General features: G+C 59.7%; 15 protein-coding genes. 7 read left to right on the top strand and 8 right to left on the bottom strand.

What is annotated here, in order from left to right; translation table 11 throughout:
• Positions 1 to 71 precede the first annotated feature (71 nt).
• The 8 genes from ACQK2L_RS22625 to ACQK2L_RS22660 form a co-directional block, all read right to left on the bottom strand.
• Complete coding sequence (locus ACQK2L_RS22625) at positions 72 to 1,370, bottom strand: citrate synthase (protein WP_425399322.1); 1,299 nt, start codon at positions 1,368 to 1,370, stop codon at positions 72 to 74.
• Positions 1,371 to 1,740: 370 nt separating this feature from the next.
• Positions 1,741 to 5,643, bottom strand: coding sequence for an FtsK/SpoIIIE domain-containing protein (locus tag ACQK2L_RS22630; protein WP_425399323.1), 3,903 nt, complete (start codon positions 5,641 to 5,643; stop codon positions 1,741 to 1,743).
• A 95-nt stretch (positions 5,644 to 5,738) separates the two neighbouring features.
• Positions 5,739 to 5,963 (bottom strand): hypothetical protein, encoded by a 225-nt coding sequence (locus tag ACQK2L_RS22635; protein WP_425399324.1) that lies wholly within the window; start codon positions 5,961 to 5,963, stop codon positions 5,739 to 5,741.
• A gap of 18 nt (positions 5,964 to 5,981) precedes the next feature.
• On the bottom strand, positions 5,982 to 6,569 hold the full coding sequence (locus tag ACQK2L_RS22640; protein ID WP_425399325.1) for a hypothetical protein: 588 nt from the start codon (positions 6,567 to 6,569) through the stop codon (positions 5,982 to 5,984).
• Positions 6,570 to 6,602: 33 nt separating this feature from the next.
• Positions 6,603 to 7,088: a YfcE family phosphodiesterase gene (locus tag ACQK2L_RS22645; RefSeq protein WP_425399326.1), complete on the bottom strand. Its 486-nt coding sequence runs from the start codon at positions 7,086 to 7,088 to the stop codon at positions 6,603 to 6,605.
• A gap of 18 nt (positions 7,089 to 7,106) precedes the next feature.
• Positions 7,107 to 7,379: a WXG100 family type VII secretion target gene (locus tag ACQK2L_RS22650; protein ID WP_252854435.1), complete on the bottom strand. Its 273-nt coding sequence runs from the start codon at positions 7,377 to 7,379 to the stop codon at positions 7,107 to 7,109.
• A gap of 162 nt (positions 7,380 to 7,541) precedes the next feature.
• A complete protein-coding gene (locus ACQK2L_RS22655; protein WP_425399327.1) occupies positions 7,542 to 10,919 on the bottom strand; it encodes an aminotransferase class I/II-fold pyridoxal phosphate-dependent enzyme in 3,378 nt (1,125 codons plus the stop codon).
• Between the two features lie 331 nt (positions 10,920 to 11,250).
• The gene (locus ACQK2L_RS22660) at positions 11,251 to 12,756 is read right to left on the bottom strand and encodes a BBP7 family outer membrane beta-barrel protein (protein ID WP_425399328.1); all 1,506 of its coding nucleotides are present in this window, start codon (positions 12,754 to 12,756) and stop codon (positions 11,251 to 11,253) included.
• Positions 12,757 to 13,041: 285 nt separating this feature from the next.
• Here ACQK2L_RS22660 and ACQK2L_RS22665 point away from each other — a divergent pair, with 285 nt between their 5' ends.
• From ACQK2L_RS22665 to ACQK2L_RS22695, 7 genes are all read left to right on the top strand, one after another.
• Positions 13,042 to 14,007, top strand: a complete 966-nt coding sequence (locus ACQK2L_RS22665; protein ID WP_425399329.1) for a hypothetical protein — start codon at positions 13,042 to 13,044, stop codon at positions 14,005 to 14,007.
• Positions 14,008 to 14,146: 139 nt separating this feature from the next.
• Complete coding sequence (locus ACQK2L_RS22670) at positions 14,147 to 14,245, top strand: 50S ribosomal protein bL37 (RefSeq protein ID WP_425267245.1); 99 nt, start codon at positions 14,147 to 14,149, stop codon at positions 14,243 to 14,245.
• 93 nt (positions 14,246 to 14,338) lie between these two features.
• The gene (locus ACQK2L_RS22675; protein ID WP_425399330.1) at positions 14,339 to 14,860 is read left to right on the top strand and encodes a 3-hydroxyacyl-ACP dehydratase FabZ family protein; all 522 of its coding nucleotides are present in this window, start codon (positions 14,339 to 14,341) and stop codon (positions 14,858 to 14,860) included.
• 65 nt (positions 14,861 to 14,925) lie between these two features.
• Positions 14,926 to 15,756, top strand: coding sequence for a rhomboid family intramembrane serine protease (locus ACQK2L_RS22680; RefSeq protein ID WP_425399331.1), 831 nt, complete (start codon positions 14,926 to 14,928; stop codon positions 15,754 to 15,756).
• A gap of 51 nt (positions 15,757 to 15,807) precedes the next feature.
• Positions 15,808 to 16,449 (top strand): tRNA (guanosine(46)-N7)-methyltransferase TrmB, encoded by a 642-nt coding sequence (gene trmB, locus ACQK2L_RS22685; RefSeq protein WP_425399332.1) that lies wholly within the window; start codon positions 15,808 to 15,810, stop codon positions 16,447 to 16,449.
• Positions 16,450 to 16,564: 115 nt separating this feature from the next.
• On the top strand, positions 16,565 to 19,171 hold the full coding sequence (locus tag ACQK2L_RS22690) for a PAS domain-containing protein (RefSeq protein WP_425399333.1): 2,607 nt from the start codon (positions 16,565 to 16,567) through the stop codon (positions 19,169 to 19,171).
• Positions 19,168 to 19,782: a response regulator transcription factor gene (locus ACQK2L_RS22695; RefSeq protein ID WP_425399334.1), complete on the top strand. Its 615-nt coding sequence runs from the start codon at positions 19,168 to 19,170 to the stop codon at positions 19,780 to 19,782. The genes ACQK2L_RS22690 and ACQK2L_RS22695 overlap by 4 nt, the downstream gene beginning before the upstream one ends.
• Positions 19,783 to 19,895 lie beyond the last annotated feature (113 nt).

Here is a 19,895-nt window from a genome sequence, read left to right on the forward strand (position 1 = left end):
GCTGCGGATAGATTGTAGCCGGAGGCACACCTCCTGCCTCCGCGAGAACCGGCTTTCGCAATTACGCTCCGCTACCGCTTGTCGCGATCGACGTAGTCACGCTCGGTGGGACCCATGTAGACCTGGCGGGGACGGTAGATGCGGCTGTTGGAGTCGCGAACTTCCTTCCAGTTGGCGATCCAGCCAGGCATGCGGCCGATGGCGAACATCACCGTGTACATGTTGGTGGGAATGCCGATGGCCCGCAGCAGGATACCCGAGTAGAAGTCGACGTTGGGGTACAGGTTGCGGCTGACGAAGTAATCGTCGCTGAGGGCAACTTCCTCCAGCCGCTTGGCGATGTCCATCAGTGGATCCTTGCGGCCCAGCTTGTCCAGCACCTTGGCAGTCTGCTTGCGAAGGATCATCGCCCGCGGGTCGTAGTGCTTGTAAACGCCATGACCGAAGCCAAATAGCTTCTCCTTTTTCTGCTTGACGTCTTCCATCAGTTGATCGACGTTGGTCTCCGACTCGTGCAGCCGCTCCAGTTGCTCGATGACCGCCACGTTGGCACCACCGTGCAGCGGCCCCCACAGGGCACATACGCCGGCGGCACACGAGGCGAACAGGTTTGCACCGGCCGAGGCGACCATTCGCACGGTCGAGGTCGAGCAGTTTTGCTCGTGGTCAGCGTGCAGAATCAAGAACAACGACAACGCCCGCAGGATGTCGGGGTCGAATTCCTGCGCGTGCGTGGGCTGCGAAAACATCAGGTGCAGGAAGTTGCGGCAGTAGCTGTAGTCGGGTTCGGGATAGATGAGCGGCAGCCCCCGCGAGGTACGGTAGGCGTACGCAGCGACGGTGCGAATCTTCGACAACAGCCGGGCGGCGGCGTTCTCGATGTCCTTATCCCCTTCGATGTCCCACGTATCTGAGTTGTAGCAGGACATGGTGTTGATCATCGCCGACAGGATCGGCATCGGATGGCCACTCGAAGGAAATCCGAGGAACGAATTGCGCATTCCCTCGTGGATCATCTCGTGCTCGGAGAGCAGGTCGCGGAAGTGAGCAAGTTGATCCTGAGTGGGAAGTTCGCCAAAGATCAGCAGCATGGCCGTTTCGACGAAGGTCGATTTCTCGGCGAGTTGTTCGATGGGGATGCCACGGTAGCGGAGAATACCCTCTTCGCCGTTGATGAAGGTAATGTCCGACCTTACCGACCCCGTGTTGCGGTACCCTTCGTCCAGCGTAATGACGCCGGTCTTCTCCCGCATCTCCGAGATATCCACCGACACCTCGTTCTCGGTCCCCACCACCACAGGAAGGTCGAGCGACTGATCACCGATCTTCAACTCGGCGCTTTTGGGAACTGACTTGGATGGTGTCGTCATATGCTTTCTCCTTGTGATCGGACCGGCTGGTCGCGGTCAATGCGGCAGTTGTTCCTATGTATTCTTACAGCAGTCAGGCTCCGCTCAACCGGGTGGGTCTCCCCGGAGTGGGCCCAGCGGACTGCTCTTTTCGTTCCCTCCCACCTGCGGCGTGAATCGACACCCAACAGGTGCGTCCCCCGGGTGGGTGGACAGCACTGTTAGCGTAGCACGACTACCGCAGTTCGGCTACGCCCTCCAGGGCAAGCCGGAGGACTCGTAGCCCACAAAGTCCGTGCGTTTTTCCACTTTTTCCCATTCGGAACTCGTGGAACCCACCAGTGCGCTATTGGTGCGTGCTGCGGCAGCTACGAGGTCCCTACGAAACGGGTCACGCCTTGTCGACAGGCTGCCGCTGCTCAAGGCCGCGAGCCGCCTGCTGCAGCCACTCGTCGGTCGGCAGGCCGTAGGGACGGAACTTCTCGGCCTCGCCAGTCTCGTCGTTGTAGATCAACGCGCGATGCGGTGAGAGCTGGCTGGCGGCCGGCGTGTCGAGCAAATTGCTGCTGTCGGCGGCCGACATCTGGAACACCACCCGCATTTCGAACTCACGCAGCGCCAATCGGTCGAACAACCGAGTGACCGCGTTGTAGCCGTCACACCACACCAAAGTGTGGATTCCCCATTGCGGGCCGTTCTTGAGGATCTCGGCAAGCTGCTTGTCAGGCGCTGGTGGTTTGTCGCGGTCCATCGAGAAACTGAAGTCGTCTTCGCTCTTTCGCAAATCGCGTAGCCGCGATGCATTGTGAATCACCAGGAAGATGGGCGACGCCGCGTCGTCCCCTTTGGTGTCGCGGCGGGTGAGCTCTGTTGTGACCTGCTGCAGCACATCGGGCACGTTGCGTGGCTCGACAAGTTCCGCCGCGTCGCCCATCGCCGCTGTGACTCGCTGCCACATCCCTTCGCCCACTTCGCCCGGGCGGGTTCCGTCCATCACGTAGAACTTCGCCTTCGGCTCGACGGCGGCCAACGAAATCACCGCCGTGGTCATCACGCCAAGCGCCGCGGCAGGCTGTTGGCCCACGACCAACAGATTGCTGCCGCCGTGCGGCGCGAAGGCAACCGATGTGGGCGGCTTTATCGCCACGGCAGAGCCCAACCACGCGGTGGGTGGTGTGTTGGAACCGCTCGCCGCGACGCTGGCTACGTCCCCTGCCAAGAGCGACACCAAGGCCATGTTCTCCAACGGGTCGGCCGGTGCGTTGCCTTCGAACACAATTGCCTCGTGCGGACCGCGTCCCCGCTGGCTCCGCAACTGGTCGACCTCCGCCAAGTGCCCCGCCCGCTCGCGATCGGGCAGCCAAACTACTTGGAACGGCTGATTGCCGGACACGAGGCCATTCTGGTCGTTGTAAATCGCCTCGCCGGGACGACTAAGGAATCGCGCGGCCTGATTGCGCTCGTCGCTCAGGATCAGATGAGCATCTGCCTCGCTGCACTGCAGCGCCACCCGGACCGCCATCTGTCCCAACGTACTGCGGGCGAGCGAATACGCTCCTGACAAAGTCTGTGAACCCAGCAACACGTGCATGCCGAACGCACGACCTTGCCGAACCAAACGATCGAGCAGCAGCCCGGCCTCTTGAGCCAGCTTATCATCTTCGACGAACAGCTCCTGGAACTCGTCAATCACCAGCAGCACGCGAGGCATCGAGTCGCTGGGATGGTCGGCGCGGTAGTCGCCCAAACTCTGCACGCCCGCTTCGCGGAATTTCTCACCGCGGCGGCGGAGTTCCTCGTCGAGGCGTTCCAAAACGCTGAGGCCGAACTCACGTTCGCTCTCAATCGCGATCACCTCGGCGTGAGGCAGGTTGTGCGTCGCGTACGACTTGAACTCAACGCCTTTCTTGAAGTCGACCAGGTAGAACTGCAGCTCGTCGGGACTGAAGTGCATCGCCCCGCTCGTGACTAGCGCGTGCAGGAACGTCGACTTACCCGAACCGGTCTTTCCGGCGACCAGCAGATGCTGCGCGGTACCTTTGCCCAAGCGAACGTACTGCAGGCGGTTCGCGCCGGCACGGCCAACGGGGATGGCCAACTCGCGATCGCACGTGCCAGTCCACAATTTGTCCGCGTCCGGCGCCACGACTTCGAACGGCACTTCCACCCGAATCGAGTCCTTGGCCTCCTTGCCCGCTTGTTTGATCAAACGGACCAAGGCTTCGCTTTCCAAAGTCGGTGGCAGCTCTAGCGGCATGCGTTCGAAGGCCGGGTAACGCCACACAAACCGACCGGCCGACTCGACCCAATCGAGGAACACCGAAGGCGACACCAGATCGTCCATCGCGAAATCGTTCGGCATCCGCTGCTTGCGATCGTGCGACAGCAGCACATAGATACCGCATCGCGGGCCGCCGGCCACGAGGCTCAACAGGCGACGTGCGGAGGTGTCGGAGAAACCGTGCGGGAAGTTGGCGATCGTGAGCACCTGAAACGGCTCGGCCACCTCGCCCGCCTGCTCGTTGTACTCGTGGATCGAAGCGTACTCGTTCCGCAGATACTTCTGCAGAATGGTCTCCATGTGGGCAGTGAGTCGGGTGAGTTGCTCGTCAATGTCTCGCGATTCCGACCAAATGCGGCCGTTGATCAACCCTTCGTCGTGGTCGGCAAGATGCATGAACGAAGAGAAGCTCTCTCCCAGGCTCACCGGATCGCAAATCGTGAACCGCACCTTGCCCGGCGGCATCGCGGTGAGGAAGCGAACCATCAGAGTTTGCAGCAGTTCGACCGCCACCGCCCTGCCCTCGCCGTCGGCGCTAGCGACCAACGAAGGTTGTTCGCGGAGCGTGACCAAAGTAGGTAACTCGAGTTCGGATACTTCGGGGCGCAGCTCCGGGTTGCTGCTGAGGGTGTGTTTGACCTTGGCCAGGTCCAACGTCGCCGCGCCGAACTGAATCGCTTCGGTCGGCTCGGTCGGCTTTGGCCACGCCGCATAGTCGGTTTGGTTCCAGTCGGGGAATAATTGGTCGCACCGCCTATGCATCTCGCCCAGCTCGCTGCGAATTGCCTCGAAGCCGGTGAACCATGCGTCGCGCATCGCTTGCCAATCGCCCTGCTTTTGTTCGCGAGCCGCTTGGAGCGCCGCGTCGCGGTCGGCTTTGGCCTGCTTGCTCGCAGCATCGTGCTGCTCGCGCAATTGGAGCATGGTGGCCCGATGTTCCGTCTCAGCCGTGGCGGTGTCTCGCTGGTTGTTGTCTTTCAGCTTGGCGAGCAGCGCTGGATACTTCTCATGCGCGGCCGACAAGGTCGACTCTTGCCAGCTTTCGATCTCTGCCAGCGCGGTGCGGGCGGTAGTTTCGGCTTCGGCGAGGTCTTTGTCGCGAATCTCGATCAGTTGGGCCGCTTCCCGCCGGCTCTGATCGCGGGCGACCAGCACTGCCAGGTCGATCGCCCCGCGCGAGGCAGCGGTTTCCGCGGCGAATTTGGAATAGGCGTCGGTGGCCCATTTGACCAAACGCCGGCGAAGCACGAAGCCGCCCAGGCCGCATACCAGGGCCGCGCCTGCTAGGCTGCCGGCCAGCCATACTGGCCAGTTGGGCCAGCCGACGACGAAACCCAACGCCACTAGCAACACGAGCCATACGATCACCGGCACCGCGAACGGGGTGAATCCCTCGAATAGTTGCGAACTCCGCCGACTTTGCATCTCGCTTACCAGACTGCGCGCCGAATCGATCCGCTGAGCGATCTTGGCCTTGGCGACCTCCACACTCTCGGGCTTCTCGGCATCTTCCGAGTTCGTCTCGGAGGAAGGCGGGAGTGAGGGAAGCTCTTCGCGCCATAGCCGCCGAGTGCGGAGAATCTCCTCCACATCGGCGTGCAGTTGATCGATGTGCGCTTGCTGGCCGGCGAGCTCCTGCTGCGTGGCGGCAAGCGCCTCGCGGGGATTGTTCTTGGCTGCATCGAACACTGCTAGCGCTTGCCACGCCGCCTGTTTCTTGTCGTCCTTGGTTGTGCGGACAGTCGACGTGTACTTCGCTTCGGTTTGCTCGCGAATCTGCTTGTATTCGGCTTGCGTGCTACTGCGAACCTGCTCGTACTCCGTCTGCAGCAACTCGATGCGGCTGTTGTGTGACTCTTCCTGCTCTTTGGTTTGCTGCTGGTACCGAGCCTCCGCTTGCTCGGTGCGCTCGGTGCACTGGCCTTCTGCCGACTTTCTGGCCTGCTCGTAATCGCGAGCAATCCGCTCTTCTTCGAGTTGTCGCTGGTTGGCGAGCCGTTGCAGGTCTCGCATCAGTTCGAGTTGGCGTCGAGTAGAAAGCAAGTCGATGTCCGAAATTCAAGTACCAAAGGCCGACGAACTAAACGTCGCCAACAGAAAACAAATCCTCAACGCTCGCAATCTCGCTGGGCTTCCCGCAGCAGCAGATCCATCCTGCCTATGGCGTCCAGTGCGGTCTTCACCACGGGAATCACGGGCTCCAAGTGATGCTCCTGGAACGCGCGGCTCGCCTCGTCGTTCCACTCGTCCGTGGCTTCCGCCCAGGCAAGTTCTAGATGCTCCAGCGCTCGGCGGATGCGACCTGCGCCGGATTGTAAATCACATGATTTCATCGTTCGAATAGCTCCACATTATTCGCTGTCGCGTTTGACGTCGGTCTCATCGGCTTCCTGATCCGGCTCGTCTCTCGCGTTGCCCATCACGACTGACATGTCCAACTTCGGAATCCCGCTGGGAGAGCCCATCTGATGATACTCGTCGATGCGGGCGAGCAAACGCCCCAGGGCGGCCATCGCCTGAGGGACGTCGATCTCGCCGCAGGTCTTGAGCTGGGCGATGCGGCCTTCGTATTCGAACAGTTCGTGGCGGACTTCGCGACACCAGTTTTTCAGCCGCTCGGACTTCTGCTCACAGTAAGCCAAATGGGCCTGAGCCTTCTTCAGGGCGGCGCGCTGCTCCGTGCAACTGGGCCGTTCGTCGGCCACCGGATACATCAAGCAGCGATGCAGGTCCTTCTTGGCCTGCTCCACCGCGTCCCACGCCATGCGCACCTGGTTTTTCCAATACCGCGGCCGATCGTGCTCCAACCAGTCCAATAGCCGCCTGCTTTCGGCGGCAATCTCCGTGAGCCCCTCGTCGATCTCGTGCGCAAACTTCGCCAGCGCCACCCTCACCTGCTCGATGGCTTCCGTGTTGTGAACGTAGGCGGGTCCGGACATTACTGTTTCACCACCGAGGGCACAGAGATCTCTTCAATCTATCTGATGGAAACTCACAGCATTTGTCACGAGGTTAATCGTTGCCACCGTGAATTGATCCGCACGATGAAGCGATCCAGGGCACACTCTCCTCACCTGTCCTTCTATCCAATCGGCTCTCTCGTGAAAGTGCCCCGTTAGCAAAAGCTCGGGGTCGCTGGCCAAAACGGATCGCAGGTCCGACCGAAGATGGCCGTGTGTTACACCGATCCGACTGCCGGAAACCTCAAACGTGCCCCCCCACTCCAAACAGTTCGCGTCAAACTCTTCCGCAGCTTGCATCAACTCCGGCACCATATCGCAGTCGTGATTTCCAAACACAAAGTAGAACGGTAGTCTCGAGCAAGCCTCGATGATGGGGCGAGTTGTAATGTCTCCACAATGTACCAGCAATTCCGCTTGGTTGCACTGCAAGAGAGAGACGGCGCGTTCGGTGCGGTCGAGCTGATCGTGAGTGTCGGACAAAACGCCGATCACCATAGCCGTTGCTCCCAGTCCCTACCGCTGCGTCAGGTAGTCCTCGATCCGCTCTGCTTTGCGGATCAAGAACGGGGCGTGTTCGTTCGTAGCTTCGATGGTGCGGGCGATGGCTTTGATGTGTTGCTCGAACTCCTCGACGAACTTCTTGTGCTCTTGGTCGCGCCAGGTGGCGCTCAGCGAGTGCAACTGCCCGGAGAGTGCGGTAAGCCCCGCCTCGAGTTCGGCGTTGAACTTCTTCAAATTGGCGGCAAATCGTCGCAGTTCATTCGGGTCGACAATGGCTTGCGACATGGCAATCTCTCATAGCGTGGACAGAGTATAGGAGAACCTTCATTATATCCCCGCAGAAGGCCTCAAGCGAGCACTTGGCGAACCAGGTGCGTTAGCGACTGGAGGTGTAGTCGCAATGGCACGCTTTCTCCGGGCGCTGACGCTTCCGGCTCGCCTAAGGATTTATGCCGCTGAATTGCTTTTGGCTAATTCGCGTGCGTGCTTGGCGGTCAGGGCCACAGTGGTGCGAATCTGCTCGGGCGTGTGATCGCTTGTGAGGAAGAATCGCAATCGCGCGGCCTGCTCCTCCACTGCCGGGTGCAAAATGGGTTGCACGTTGATGCCCGCGCGGAACAACCGATCGGACAGCCGTAGTGCAATGGGCGAGCTACCGGTGATGACCGGAATGATGGGTGTTCCGCGACTGGCGCCCGTGTCGAGCCCAGCTTCGTTGGCTAGCGACAGGAACAGCGAGGCGTTTTCCTGCAGCTTCGCCACTCGTTGGGGATGTTGCTCGATCTGCATGAGCGACGCCAGCGCCGCGGCCGTATTGGCCGGCGACAAACCAACGCTATAGACGAATCCCGGTGCGGTGTACTTCAGGTACTCGACTATCTCACGGCGAGCAGCGATGTAGCCGCCACAACTGCCGAGCGACTTGCTCATAGTGCCCATCCACAGGTCCACACGCCGGGCGTCGATTCCAAAGTGGGCCGCGATGCCACGACCGCCAGGACCAATGGTGCCCAGCGAGTGGGCTTCGTCGACCATCAGATAGGCCTTGTACTTCTCCTTGATCTCGACGAATTCCGGCAGCGGGGCAACGTCGCCATCCATGCTGTAGACGCCTTCGATCACGATCAACACGCGACGATACTCGTTGCGGCACTTGGCCAACAACTCGCGACAAGCTGTGGGATCGTTATGCGGGAACGCCCGCCGACGGGCACCGGAGAGCTTGCAGCCCTGCACAATGCTGTTGTGCGACAAGGCGTCGTGCAGAATCAGATCGCCGGGACCAAACAAATGTCCAATCGTGGTTTCGTTCGTGGCGTGGCCGCCGACCATCGTGATGGCCGACTCGACGCCAAGGAAATCGGCGATGGCGGTTTCCAACTGGCCGTGCAGTGGCTTCTCGCCGGAAACAAGTCGACTGGCGGAAACGCTTGTTCCGTACCTAGCAGTGGCTTGCTGCGCAGCAGCCACCACCAACGGGTCGCCCGACATTCCCAGGTAGTTGTAACTGCAGAAATTCACCATCCGCCGACCATCGATGGTCGTGCGATCGTTAGTGACCCCTTCGTGAACCGTGAAGTAGGGGTTGGGCAGCCCTTCCTGCTCGGTCAAGGCCAGAGAATTCTGCAACGAACGATACTCAGGCGACTGGGCGAAGTCGTAGTCGCCGGGTTCCGGCTCGCGTTTCTCCTTGGGCACAGCGTTCAGGCGACCGAACTCGGATTCAATCTTCTCGACGATGTCGGCCGGAGTCTGCATGTCGAGCACGGCTTCTTCGGAGAAGCGGCCGCCGAACGTGTCTTCCAGCAGGGCGACAATCTCCATTCGCTCTAGCGAATCGAGACCCAGCGTTACCAAGTCGGTTTGCAAGCCTACGCCACGTGCACGGTCGCCGGCAACTTTGCGGATGACCTGCAGGACTATATTCGTGGCTCCACCGTTTGGAGTTTCGTCATGCATTAGTGATGCAGCGTTGCTTGTCGAACTAGTAGTGGCAACGACGTTCAACTCGCCAGCCAGATACTGCTGGCGACAGGCGTAGCGTTGCAGTTTACCGCTGGAGGTTTTGGGTAGCGAGTTTGGCGCGACCATCACCACTTCGGTGCACGGAACTTCGTGCACTTCGGCTACTCGACGGCTGATAGCTTCGGCCAGCTGGGCCGCCTGCTGCTTCTGGCGGCGGGCCAGTTCTTGGACCACTACCAGTTGCTCGCCACAGTCGCCCTCGATGGCGAACGCCGCGGAACGAGTGCTCGACAGCGCGGTGTCGACCGAACGAGCCGAGTTCTCGATATCATGCGGGTAGTAATTCACCCCGCGAATGATCACGAGATCCTTGCGACGACCGACCACAAACAAACCGGCCCCGTCCGACACGCCTAAGTCGCCAGTTCGCAGGTAGCGTTTCTCGTTGCCCGGCAGCTTGGCGGCGAACACATCGGCAGAGAGCCCCTCGCGCCGCCAGTAACCTTGCGAGACGCTCGTGCCAGCTACCCAAATCTCGCCCACTTCGCCATGGGCGCATTCGCGTTTTGATTCGGGGTCGACAATCCGGACATCCTGATCCAGAAGCCCATGACCACACGACACCAGAGTTTGCATGGTGCACGTCTTGTCGTTGGCTTCAGGCACTTCGAGGCGACCCTCCTGCAGGGCCGAGGCGTCCACCGTGCTGGTCCGCGGCGCCGGCAGACGCTCGCCACCAGCGACCAACAGCGTCGACTCGGCGAGTCCATAGCAGGGGTAGAAAGCTTCGCGGCGGAAACCGTGCGCGGCAAACTTTTGGGCGAAGCGGTCAAGCGTCTCGGTACGTATCGGCTCGGCGCCGTTGAACGCCAGACTCCAGCTACTTAGGTCGAGAGCGGCCGCCTGCTCGTCGGTAATCCGTTCGACACACAGGTCATAGGCAAAGTTCGGCCCACCGCTAATCGTTGCGCCGGTCGTGGAGATCATCTGCAGCCACCGGACCGGCTGCTGCAGGAAGTGAGCCGGTGACATCAGCGTGCAATACGTGCCGGCGTACAATGGCTCGATCACTCCGCCAATCAATCCCATGTCGTGATACAAGGGTAGCCAAAACACCGCGCGATCGTCTCGCGAGGTCTCGAACCCTTCGCGGATCACCGCGGCGTTGGCCAACAGGTTGCGGTGCGTGAGCATCACCCCCTTGGGATCGCCAGTGGAGCCGGAAGTGTACTGCAGGAAGGCCAAGTCGTCGGGCCCTGCAAGAGTTGGCTGCCAATTGCTGGCCTCGGACGAATCAAACTGATCGGTCGCCCACCAGGGAAGCTTGCGCAGCACCGCTTCGGAATCGAGCATGCCATCGGTGCGCAACAACGCGTGCTCGGTGGAGAGCACTACCGAGGCATCCGCATCCTGAACCACGCGATCGATGCGGTCCGCATTCCGGTTGCGCCGCGGCGGGTAAGCCGGCACGGCGACGACTCCGGCGTACAAGCAGCCGAAGAATGCCGCTACGAAATCGAGCCCCGAAGGATAGAGCAACAACGCGCGGCCGCCGGTGAGCCCAGCTTGCTGCAATCGGGCCGCAATGGCACGCGCTTGCAAGTCGAGCTCGGCATAAGACAGGTGCTGCAGCTTCTGATCGCCATCGACCGCATAGCTAAAAGCCAGTTGGTCGTCCAGTTCAGCGGCTCGCATGCGGAGCAGTTCAACCAGAGTATGGATGGAGAATTCGACTTCGCTGGAAATGGAGGGTTTTGTCGAGTCCAAGGCGTGCCGGTCGACGATGGGTCGACCACTGCCCCAACTGGGCAGTGTCACGCGTGGCGACCGAGCCGCACTCGTGGCGGAGGAGACATTCATGCTGGGTTGGGGGGCTTGGCAATGACTGGGGGGAGGGGATGAAGCACACGATCGGATTTCGTGTACTCTCCCTTCATCGACCAATCATCGCCCTCCAGCGGTGATCGTCGGACTTCCGCCCTATTGAAACGGCTCTAAGGGTCGCAAACGTCACGGTAACTTCAGCGGCCATTCCGGCCACACCGGCACTCTCACGGGTCAACCATCCAATACATGACCATACAATGCAACATTGTTACCAAACAAAGAGCCGCTAGCAACACGTGGGTTGCTAGCGGCTTCTAGGCTGAGTTTACCGGTTTTGCACGTTTTTGACGTTTCTCAGGACGACCTACTGGCGGATTTCCACGCCGACGTTCACGCCGGTGGAGAAGATATCTTGGGTGCCCGCATCGCGGAAGCCCATCACACGGCCATCGTCGTACAAGGCGTAGTCGACTGCCACGCCGGCCCGGCGGACGTTGTCAACGAACGTTCCCGTCCACCCCAGGCGGACATCGATGTTGTCCGTCAATCGGTACTTGGCATTCAATCGCAGTTCGCCCACTGGAGAGAACTCGTTGGTTGCCTTGCCGTAGGAGAACGACTTGCCTCGCAGGAAGTAGGTGCTGTTCACTCTCGCCGGAACGGCTCCTTCCATGATGAAACCGGTTTGCGTCCAGTCCTGAATATTGTAACCGAACATGAACTTACCATCGCTCTCAATAGTCCAACGTCCTCGTTTGTGCCTCCAGTTGAAGCCCACCTGGGGACCAACGATGTTGTTGACAATCGTGGTGTCCCAGCGGCCGTCGCCCATGATGAAGCCATCGTAGCCGGCGAACAGGAAGTTGTCGTCCAGCTGGTAGAATCGAGCACCAGCGCTCACTTGGAAGAAGTTATTCTGATTCCTGACCAGGAAGTGGTCGTTCTTCAGGCGGTAAGCCCTCATCATCTCAAAACCGTTGATCTTCAGCGTGTTGCGGACCTCAACCGTGTTATAACCGGTGGTCAAGGTGACACCATCACCATAGTCGGGTGGGAATCCAAAGATCAGTGTGTCGACCACGCCGTCGCCGTCCAGGTCGAAGCCCTGGGCACCGTGCTGACCGTTGTTGTTTCTATCGTCAGCCACGTCGTCGCCATCGAGCCAGCCATCGCCATTCGCGTCGCCCGGCAGAAGACCTCCGACCACCGCACTATCGTCCAGGTCGAGGAAGCCGACCAGCAAGCCAGGATCCGTGCGGAACGATACAAACACGGTTCCCAAAGGCGAATAAGGTGGGCCGTCATCCGGCAGGAAGTTGTCGTCCACAACATCTGGATCATCGTCGTCGTCGGTATCAGGCTGGTTGGCCGTGCCACGCACCGTCTGATAAATACCAAGGTTCACACCTTGAATATTGTCCGGGCCATTCAGCACGCTGAACAACCAGCCCTTGCCGTCTTCGCTCCAGTAGCCAAACTCGTAGCGATCGCCGGTGTCGAAATCCGCTCGTGGGACCGCATTGTGAATGCTGTTGGTAATGGTGGGCGGCTGAATAGGCTGCGACGTGACCGGATCGAGTGGGACGCCACCGTACACCCGGAACGCGGTTTGAACCGTATTCGGATCGCCCACCTCCACCCGTTCCCCGGTACTGGCCCAGGCAAGCTTGTCGTAGTGGAAGAAGAAGCCGCACTGGCAATCGCAGCCCCCGCAGTCTAGGTCGAGGTCCACCGGTTCAAAGAACCGCATGTCGTTCGACTCGCAGTAGAACGGACTGCACTGGCTGTCGATTTGAGCAGATGCATTCGTTGCGAGACCTGTCGCAATAAGCACTGCCAGCAATGTGTTTTTGAGTGAAGAGGCAGACATGTGCGTTAACTACCCTTTTGCTGAGGCGCGGCGGGACGGCGCGTGTCTATCGCGCCGACCCCGAATTGGAGTTTGTCTGTGTGGGTAGTATCGGAAGCGCCGGTCGTAGGAGTTGAGTAACATTGGTAAGGAGTAACGAAAATCGCGAGTTTCACGCCCACGTGCCCCCAGATACGCCGGTATCGAACCCCTGGCTGATCTGAAGTGCGAATTGCCGCCAACCGGGTGGCGAACGTATACTTAGGGCGTGTTTTTGCCAAATATCCCGGATTGCGAATTCCCGTCATGAACCAGACTGCCATCCGTTTGACTCAGATCTCGACGATTCCACCTTGCTTGGGCGTCCTGGCCGCTAGCATCTGGCTAGCCGCCAGTGTGGCGAACTCGCAGCCAGCAGTGGCTCCGCCTGCTGCGGAGCCCGATACCGCCGAGGCCGAGAAGCTCGGCAGCGAGTGGGTGCGAGTGAAGAAGGACGACAAAGGCACCCCGCTGGCCATGCAAACGGCCATCATCCGCTATCGCTCCACGCCCGAGGCCGGCAAGCCAGCGGTCGTGGTCGATCTGGTAGGTGCCGTACACGTGGGCGACGCAGCCTACTACGAGGTACTCAACAAACGATTCGAGCAATACGACGCTCTGCTCTATGAATTGGTAGCCCCGGAGGGTACCCGCATCGAACCCGGCACCAAGGCCTCCAGTCGCCATGCCCTGGGCGCCATGCAGAACGGGATGAAGTCGATGCTGGAACTGGAGCACCAACTGGAAAAAGTGGATTATACGAAAGAGAACTTCGTCCACGCCGATATGTCGCCCGATGAATTCTTCGAGAGCATGAAGGCCAAAGAAGAGAGCTTCCTGAAGATGTATTTCCGCTTGATGGGCCAGTCGATCGCCCACCAGCAAGCGATGAATGCCGAAGGAGCGACTCCAGACATCGACCTGATGCAAGCATTGTTCGCCAAGGATCGCCCTCGGCGGCTGAAGATTGCCATGGCCGGTCAATTGGCCGAGATGGAATCGTTGCTTACCGCCTTTGGCGGCGAAGAGGGCTCGACACTGATCACCGAACGCAACAAGGCCGCCCTGGAGGTGCTGCGCGAGCAAATCGATGCTGGCAAGACCAAGCTGGGAGTGTTCTACGGCGCGGGGCACCTGGACGACATGGGAAAACGGCTTGAGAAGGACTTCGGACTCAAACCGGTCGAGCTGACCTGGCTGGACGCCTGGGATTTGCGGGCCAAGTCGAAGTAGGTATTCGGGTCGTCCGAGCCGTTCCCGCTTGGCGCTTTCTCCCACCGAGCAGAATTGCTATACTGCGGGGCTTAGGCCGCTTTGGCGGTCGTCCGTAGCTAGCCCCTCCCCATTTACCTCCCCACTACGAGATATTCCGATGGCCAAGCCCGGTAGAAAAGTCAAGAAAGCCAACCACGGCGCCCGCCCTGCGTGCAGCCGCCCTCGCAAGGAACGTCGCCAAAAGGTGAAGACCTAAAGCCCTGCCCGGCCTACGGGCCTTGGCGGCGCCGACGGCGTTCGAGTGCGCTGCGCTCGGTTGCAACAACATTCCTCCTCTAGAGAACCTGGCGTGCCCGAGAAGGACCTGATTCTCGATCCGGCGGAACTCGACCTGAACCGCGTGTTGGCGGAAATGGACGAGATACGCAAGCACATCCCGCAGCGCCACGAGATGGAGCAAATCTCCGCGGTTGTGTACGACGACCCGGAACAAGGCATTGCAGCCGGCTACAAAGACATGACGGATCAGGAGTTCTGGATCCGTGGCCACATGCCAGGCATGCCGCTATTGCCGGGCGTGTTGATCTGTGAGGCGGCCGCCCAGCTATGCACCTATCAGGTGCAGAAGCACGGGGCGATGGATGTGAACATGATGGGGTTTGGCGGACTCGATAAGGTGCGCTTCCGGGGCATCGTCCGCCCGGGCGACCGCCTGCTATTGGTCTGCAAGCGGCTGGCTATCCGCCCGCGGGCCATGATTCGTTGCGCATTCCAGGCATTCGTCGACACGGCATTGGTGTGCGAGGGCGAGCTGGTGGGCGTTTCGATTCCGGTAGAAACCATCCAGGACATGGATTCCAATAAGCGGTAGCGCCGCAGGCACTCCGCGTCGCGCGAAGGATCGATCGAGCGGCTGCGCACCTTCACGCACACGCCATGATCCCACTCTACGACATCAATCCGCACCGCCGCTTTCCGCTGATGACCATTCTGCTCATCGTGGTGAACGTGTGGATCACGTGGCAAACGCATCTGCTTCCCGCTCGCCGACAGGCGGAGGTCGCGTTCGAGCACGGCTTTATTCCGCTGCGGCTCACTCACGTTGACGACCCACAGCCAGTCCGCATCCGACAACCCATCGGCCCGGAGAAGGTGCTTCCCAACGGTCAAAAGGCTCCGCAGGATATCCTTGAGCTGGATCTGCCGAACAACTCGCTGTCGGTCTACAGCACGATGTTTACCACCATGTTTATGCACGCAGGTTGGCTGCACCTGATCATGAACATGTGGATGCTCTGGATTTTCGGCAACAACGTCGAAGATCGGCTGGGCCATTTTGTATTCGTGATGTTTTATGTGGCCGGTGGCGTGGTGGCGACTCTGTGCCATTGGGCCATCGATCCCGAGAGTAAAATCCCCGTGATCGGCGCCAGCGGTGCCGTCGCGGCGGTGCTGGGCGCGTACGCGCTGACTTTCCCATGGGCGAAGGTCAAGACAATCGTCTTCCTGGGCATTCCCCTGCTGCTGGATGTTCCGGCGTTCATTCTGCTGGGCCTGTGGATGGTGCTGGAGACCCTGGCGGCCATCCTCCAGTGGAACGTTGCCTCAGGCGTGGCTCACTGGGCCCATATTGGCGGGTTTGTGGCAGGACTGCTGCTCATGCCGCTGCTAGCCATTGGCCGCCCACCACCCGGCGAGGACTGGAACAAGGAAACCGACAAGCTGTTCCAATTCGAAGATCCCAAGCCGCTGACCGAACGCCAGTAGCGTCGCACCAGACAAACACTTTCCTCTCTTGAGTAACGACTGAATTCGCTTATGGGCCGCCGGGCTGTACCTTCGATTGATCCTTCGCTCGACCTCCATCGGCATCTGAAGACGCTCGACCAGTTGCCCGAGCCATGGGACCCGGTTGCATTGTTCGGGCGGGAGGCTCCGCTGGAGGTAGAAGTGGGGAGCGGCAAAGGACTGTTCCTGCAGAACGCGGCCCGAGCCATGCCAGAGCATAACTTTCTGGGCATTGAGGTCGCCCACAAGTACGCCCGCTTCTCGGCATCGAGACTCGCCAAACGGCAGCTGGACAATGCGGTGATGGTCTCTGGCGATGGCCTGCGACTGTTTCGCGAGATGCTGCCCAACGCCAGCTTGGCAGCCGTGCACGTTTATTTTCCCGATCCCTGGTGGAAGAAGCGGCATCGCAAACGCCGAGTTCTCACACCGGAGTTTCTGGCCGATGCAGCACGAACTATTCAGTCGGATGGCTTGTTCCATTTTTGGACCGACGTAGAAGAGTACTTCCACACAACTCTCGAATTGCTGGCCGACGTCGCCGACTTGCGTGGCCCGGAGCCGGTAGAAGAGAAATCCCCAGAGCACGACCTCGACTATCGCACTCACTTTGAGCGGCGAAAGCGGAAAGATGGGCTGCCCATTTACCGATCGGTCTTCACTCGTGTTTGAATGCAAGTTGCCAACGAAGCACCGGTCCAGCTAGACTATGCTTGTGGCGGATGCGGCTTGCCGAACAGCGGTCGCGGCAAACCTCACCCACGTTAGCCTAACGACCTGCTGCGTTATGCCGATCGAATCCGACGTTGCTGACTCTTCTTCCCGCGCGGGCTATCGTTCGTCGTTCGAGCAACTGCTGACGTCGCTCAGCACACGGTTTATCAACCTGCCCGTCGAGTCGATCGACGACGGCATCGTCGAAGCCCTCGAAAAGGTAGGCAGCTACACCGACGTCGATCGCTGTTTCGTCTACCAATACAAGGACGCTGAGGAGAAAACAGCGCAGCTCACACACGAATGGTGCGCACCGGGCATCCCCAGCCTCAAGGAGCGTCTGCAAAACATCGAAGTGGCGCCGCTCTCCTGGATCACCAGCCAACTGGCGGCCAACCAGCCAGTGCACGTGCCGGACACGCACGGACTGCCAAACGACGCTGCCCCGGTGAAACAGTTGTTCGAGAAGTTGGGCATTCGCTCGGCGTTCTATTTGCCACTGTTCTTCGAACATGGCGGCACCGGCATGCTGGGCTTTTCCTGCGTTAGCCATAAGAAGGCCTGGTCGAGCGACAGCATGGCGTTGTTGGAGGTCGTGGGCGAAATCGTCGTCAACTCGATAGACCGTCAGCATACGTTCCGCGAGTTGGAAGCCAGCCGCGAACAATACCGATCGGTCGTCGAGGACCAATCGGAATTCATCGCCCGCTGGAAGCCGGATGGCACGCAGACATTCGTTAATGGTGCACTCAGTCGATTTCTTGGGCTGACTCCAGAGGAGCTGCTGAAGCGGAATGTCTTCGAATTCATCCACCCCGACGATGCCGAACCTCTAAGGAAGAAGGTTGCATCACTAACTCCCGACCAGCCAGCCATATTCGACGAGCAACGCATCGTGCAAGCCGACGGCACTATAGCTTGGCACGAATGGTGGGATCGCGGTTTGTTCGACAGTGATGGCAATCTCTACGAGGTTCAATCGGTAGGGCGCGACATCACCGCCCAGAAGCAAGCACGAGAGGAACTCGACTACCGCCAACAGTTGGAGTCCCTGATCCTGAACCTCACCTCGAGGTTCATCAACTTGGAACCGGACGAGCTTGGCGACCAGATTATCGACGCACTTCGGCAGGTAGGCGAGTTCGTCGGTGGCGATCGTTCGTACATCTACCTACTCCACCAAGAGGCCGGAGAGGTTGAACTGGCTTACCAATGGCTCGCTCCTGACGCTATCGAACCACCTCCGGAGCTGCAAAGGGTTTCGACGATCGAGAATGCATGGGGAATGCCGGCACTCGAACAAGGTTTGCCGCTAATGATGTCGTCGCTGGACGAGATTCCCCCAGGCAGTGAGAAGCTCCGCAAGGACATCGAGAGTATTGGAATTCAATCTTTCATCGTGGTGCCGACGTTCTTCGAGAATCGTCTGTTTGCCTTCCTGGGCATCTCCAGCAAGGAGCGTGGCAGGGAGTGGTCGGAAGAAACGGCCGCCATCCTTCGCTTGCTGGGCGAGGTATTTGTCAACGCACTGGCCCGCAAGGCGGCCCAGGAAGCCTTGGCGACGAGCGAAGAGCGACTGAGCCTGACGATCGACGCGGTGGCCGATGGTTTCTACGACTGGTATATCCCCAGCGATCAGGTCTATGTGAGCGACAACTGGCTTGCCAGTCGCCGCCTGCCACTGGGCAATAACTCGCTAGACATGGAGGATTGGGAGAAGTCGATCCACACAGATGATCTCGCCGAAGTTGCAGATCGGGTTGCCGACCATCTGGCAGGACGCACGGGAGTATTCCAGTGCGAGTACCGTGTCGTCTTGAGCGATGGATCGGTTCGCTGGATGCTCGATCGAGGTCGCGTGATTGATCGCGACGAGGCCGGGGCGCCGCTGCGGATGGTGGGCATCGACCGCGACATCACCGACGAAGTCGAACGACGGCAGCGACTCGAAGAGTCCGACGCTCGCCTGGCGCATTTGGCGCGCGTTGCGACCATGGGCGAAGTGGTTGGCGGCATCGCCCACGAAGTGAATCAGCCTTTGCACGCTGCGGCAACGTTTGCCAACGCGATGACGACGGCCCTGGAGAACAAAGAGCCTGGGTTTGTAGAACGCGTAGCGGTAATGGGTCGCAAGATATCCACCCAGATCAATCGCGCTGCGGATATCATTCGGCGCCTACGCAACTTCACCCGTCCGCAACAGGTGCACATGGCTCGCTTCGACTTGAACGGGCTGGTGAGGGAGACGGCCGAGATGCTGGGCTTTGTCTCGCGTCGCAAGAACATCCGCGTCGAGTTTCACCTCGACGAGTTCCTGCCCAAAGTAACCGGAGATCAGGTACAGATTCAGCAGGTGATCGTCAACCTGTTGCGAAATGCATTCGACGCAGCAGGCGAATCCTCTGCTTCGCCACGGCGGGTCTCCGTCTCCACCTCGCAGAGCGGGGATGGTGTGTTGATGGAAGTTTGCGACAACGGCACTGGGCTGACCGGCGGGGTGGAAATCGAATCGCTGTTCGACGCTTTTACCACCTCGAAGGAGGAAGGTATGGGCATCGGACTGGCGATCTGTCGCTCGATCATCTCCAGCCACCACGGTAAGATATGGGGACGAGCAAACGAAGATGTTGGCATGACGTTTTCGGTCCTACTGCCAGCCGATAGGGAGGCTGATTCATGAGTGATTCGCCCACCGTATATATCGTGGACGATGACGACGCTTCGCGCGAGTCGGTCGAGATGCTGCTGGACGAAATGAAAGTGGCTTATCAGTCCTTTGAGTCGGCAGAGTCGTTTCTCGAAAGCTACCAGGGACAGCGACCGGGGTGCCTGGTGACCGATGTGCGCATGCTGGAAATGAGCGGGCTGGAACTACAGGAGGAACTTCAACGGCGCGGCATCAGTTTGTCGGTGGTGGTGGTAACCGGATACGCCGATACGCCGGTCATCGTCAGGGCGATCAAGGCTGGGGCGGTCACGCTGTTGCAGAAACCGGCCCGCAACCACGAACTGTGGGACGCCATCCGCGAGGGGCTGGCGAAGGACGTCGAGAACTACGAGCAGGAACTGGAGCAAAAGGAATTGCAGTCCCGCCTCGAATCACTAACCCCCGCTGAGAATGAGGTGCTGAACATGATCGTCGATGGCGTACCCAATAAAACGATCGCCACACGGCTCGATATCAGCGTGCGAACCGTCGAGGTTCGTCGCCAGCACATCTTCACAAAACTGAAAGCGGATTCCCTCGCCGAGCTGGTCCAAATCGTCATGAAAGCAAAGCTCTCATCGTAGGACCTGCAGATTGCCGACGCGTTATTGTGGGCACCCACATTCCGACTTCGGCAACCCACCTTATTCCGCGGAATTCCCCATCTTTTTTGCTGATAACCGGCCCGTATTCTTAA

The sequence above is a fragment of the Aeoliella sp. genome (assembly GCF_965227375.1).
Lineage (GTDB): Bacteria > Planctomycetota > Planctomycetia > Pirellulales > Lacipirellulaceae > Aeoliella.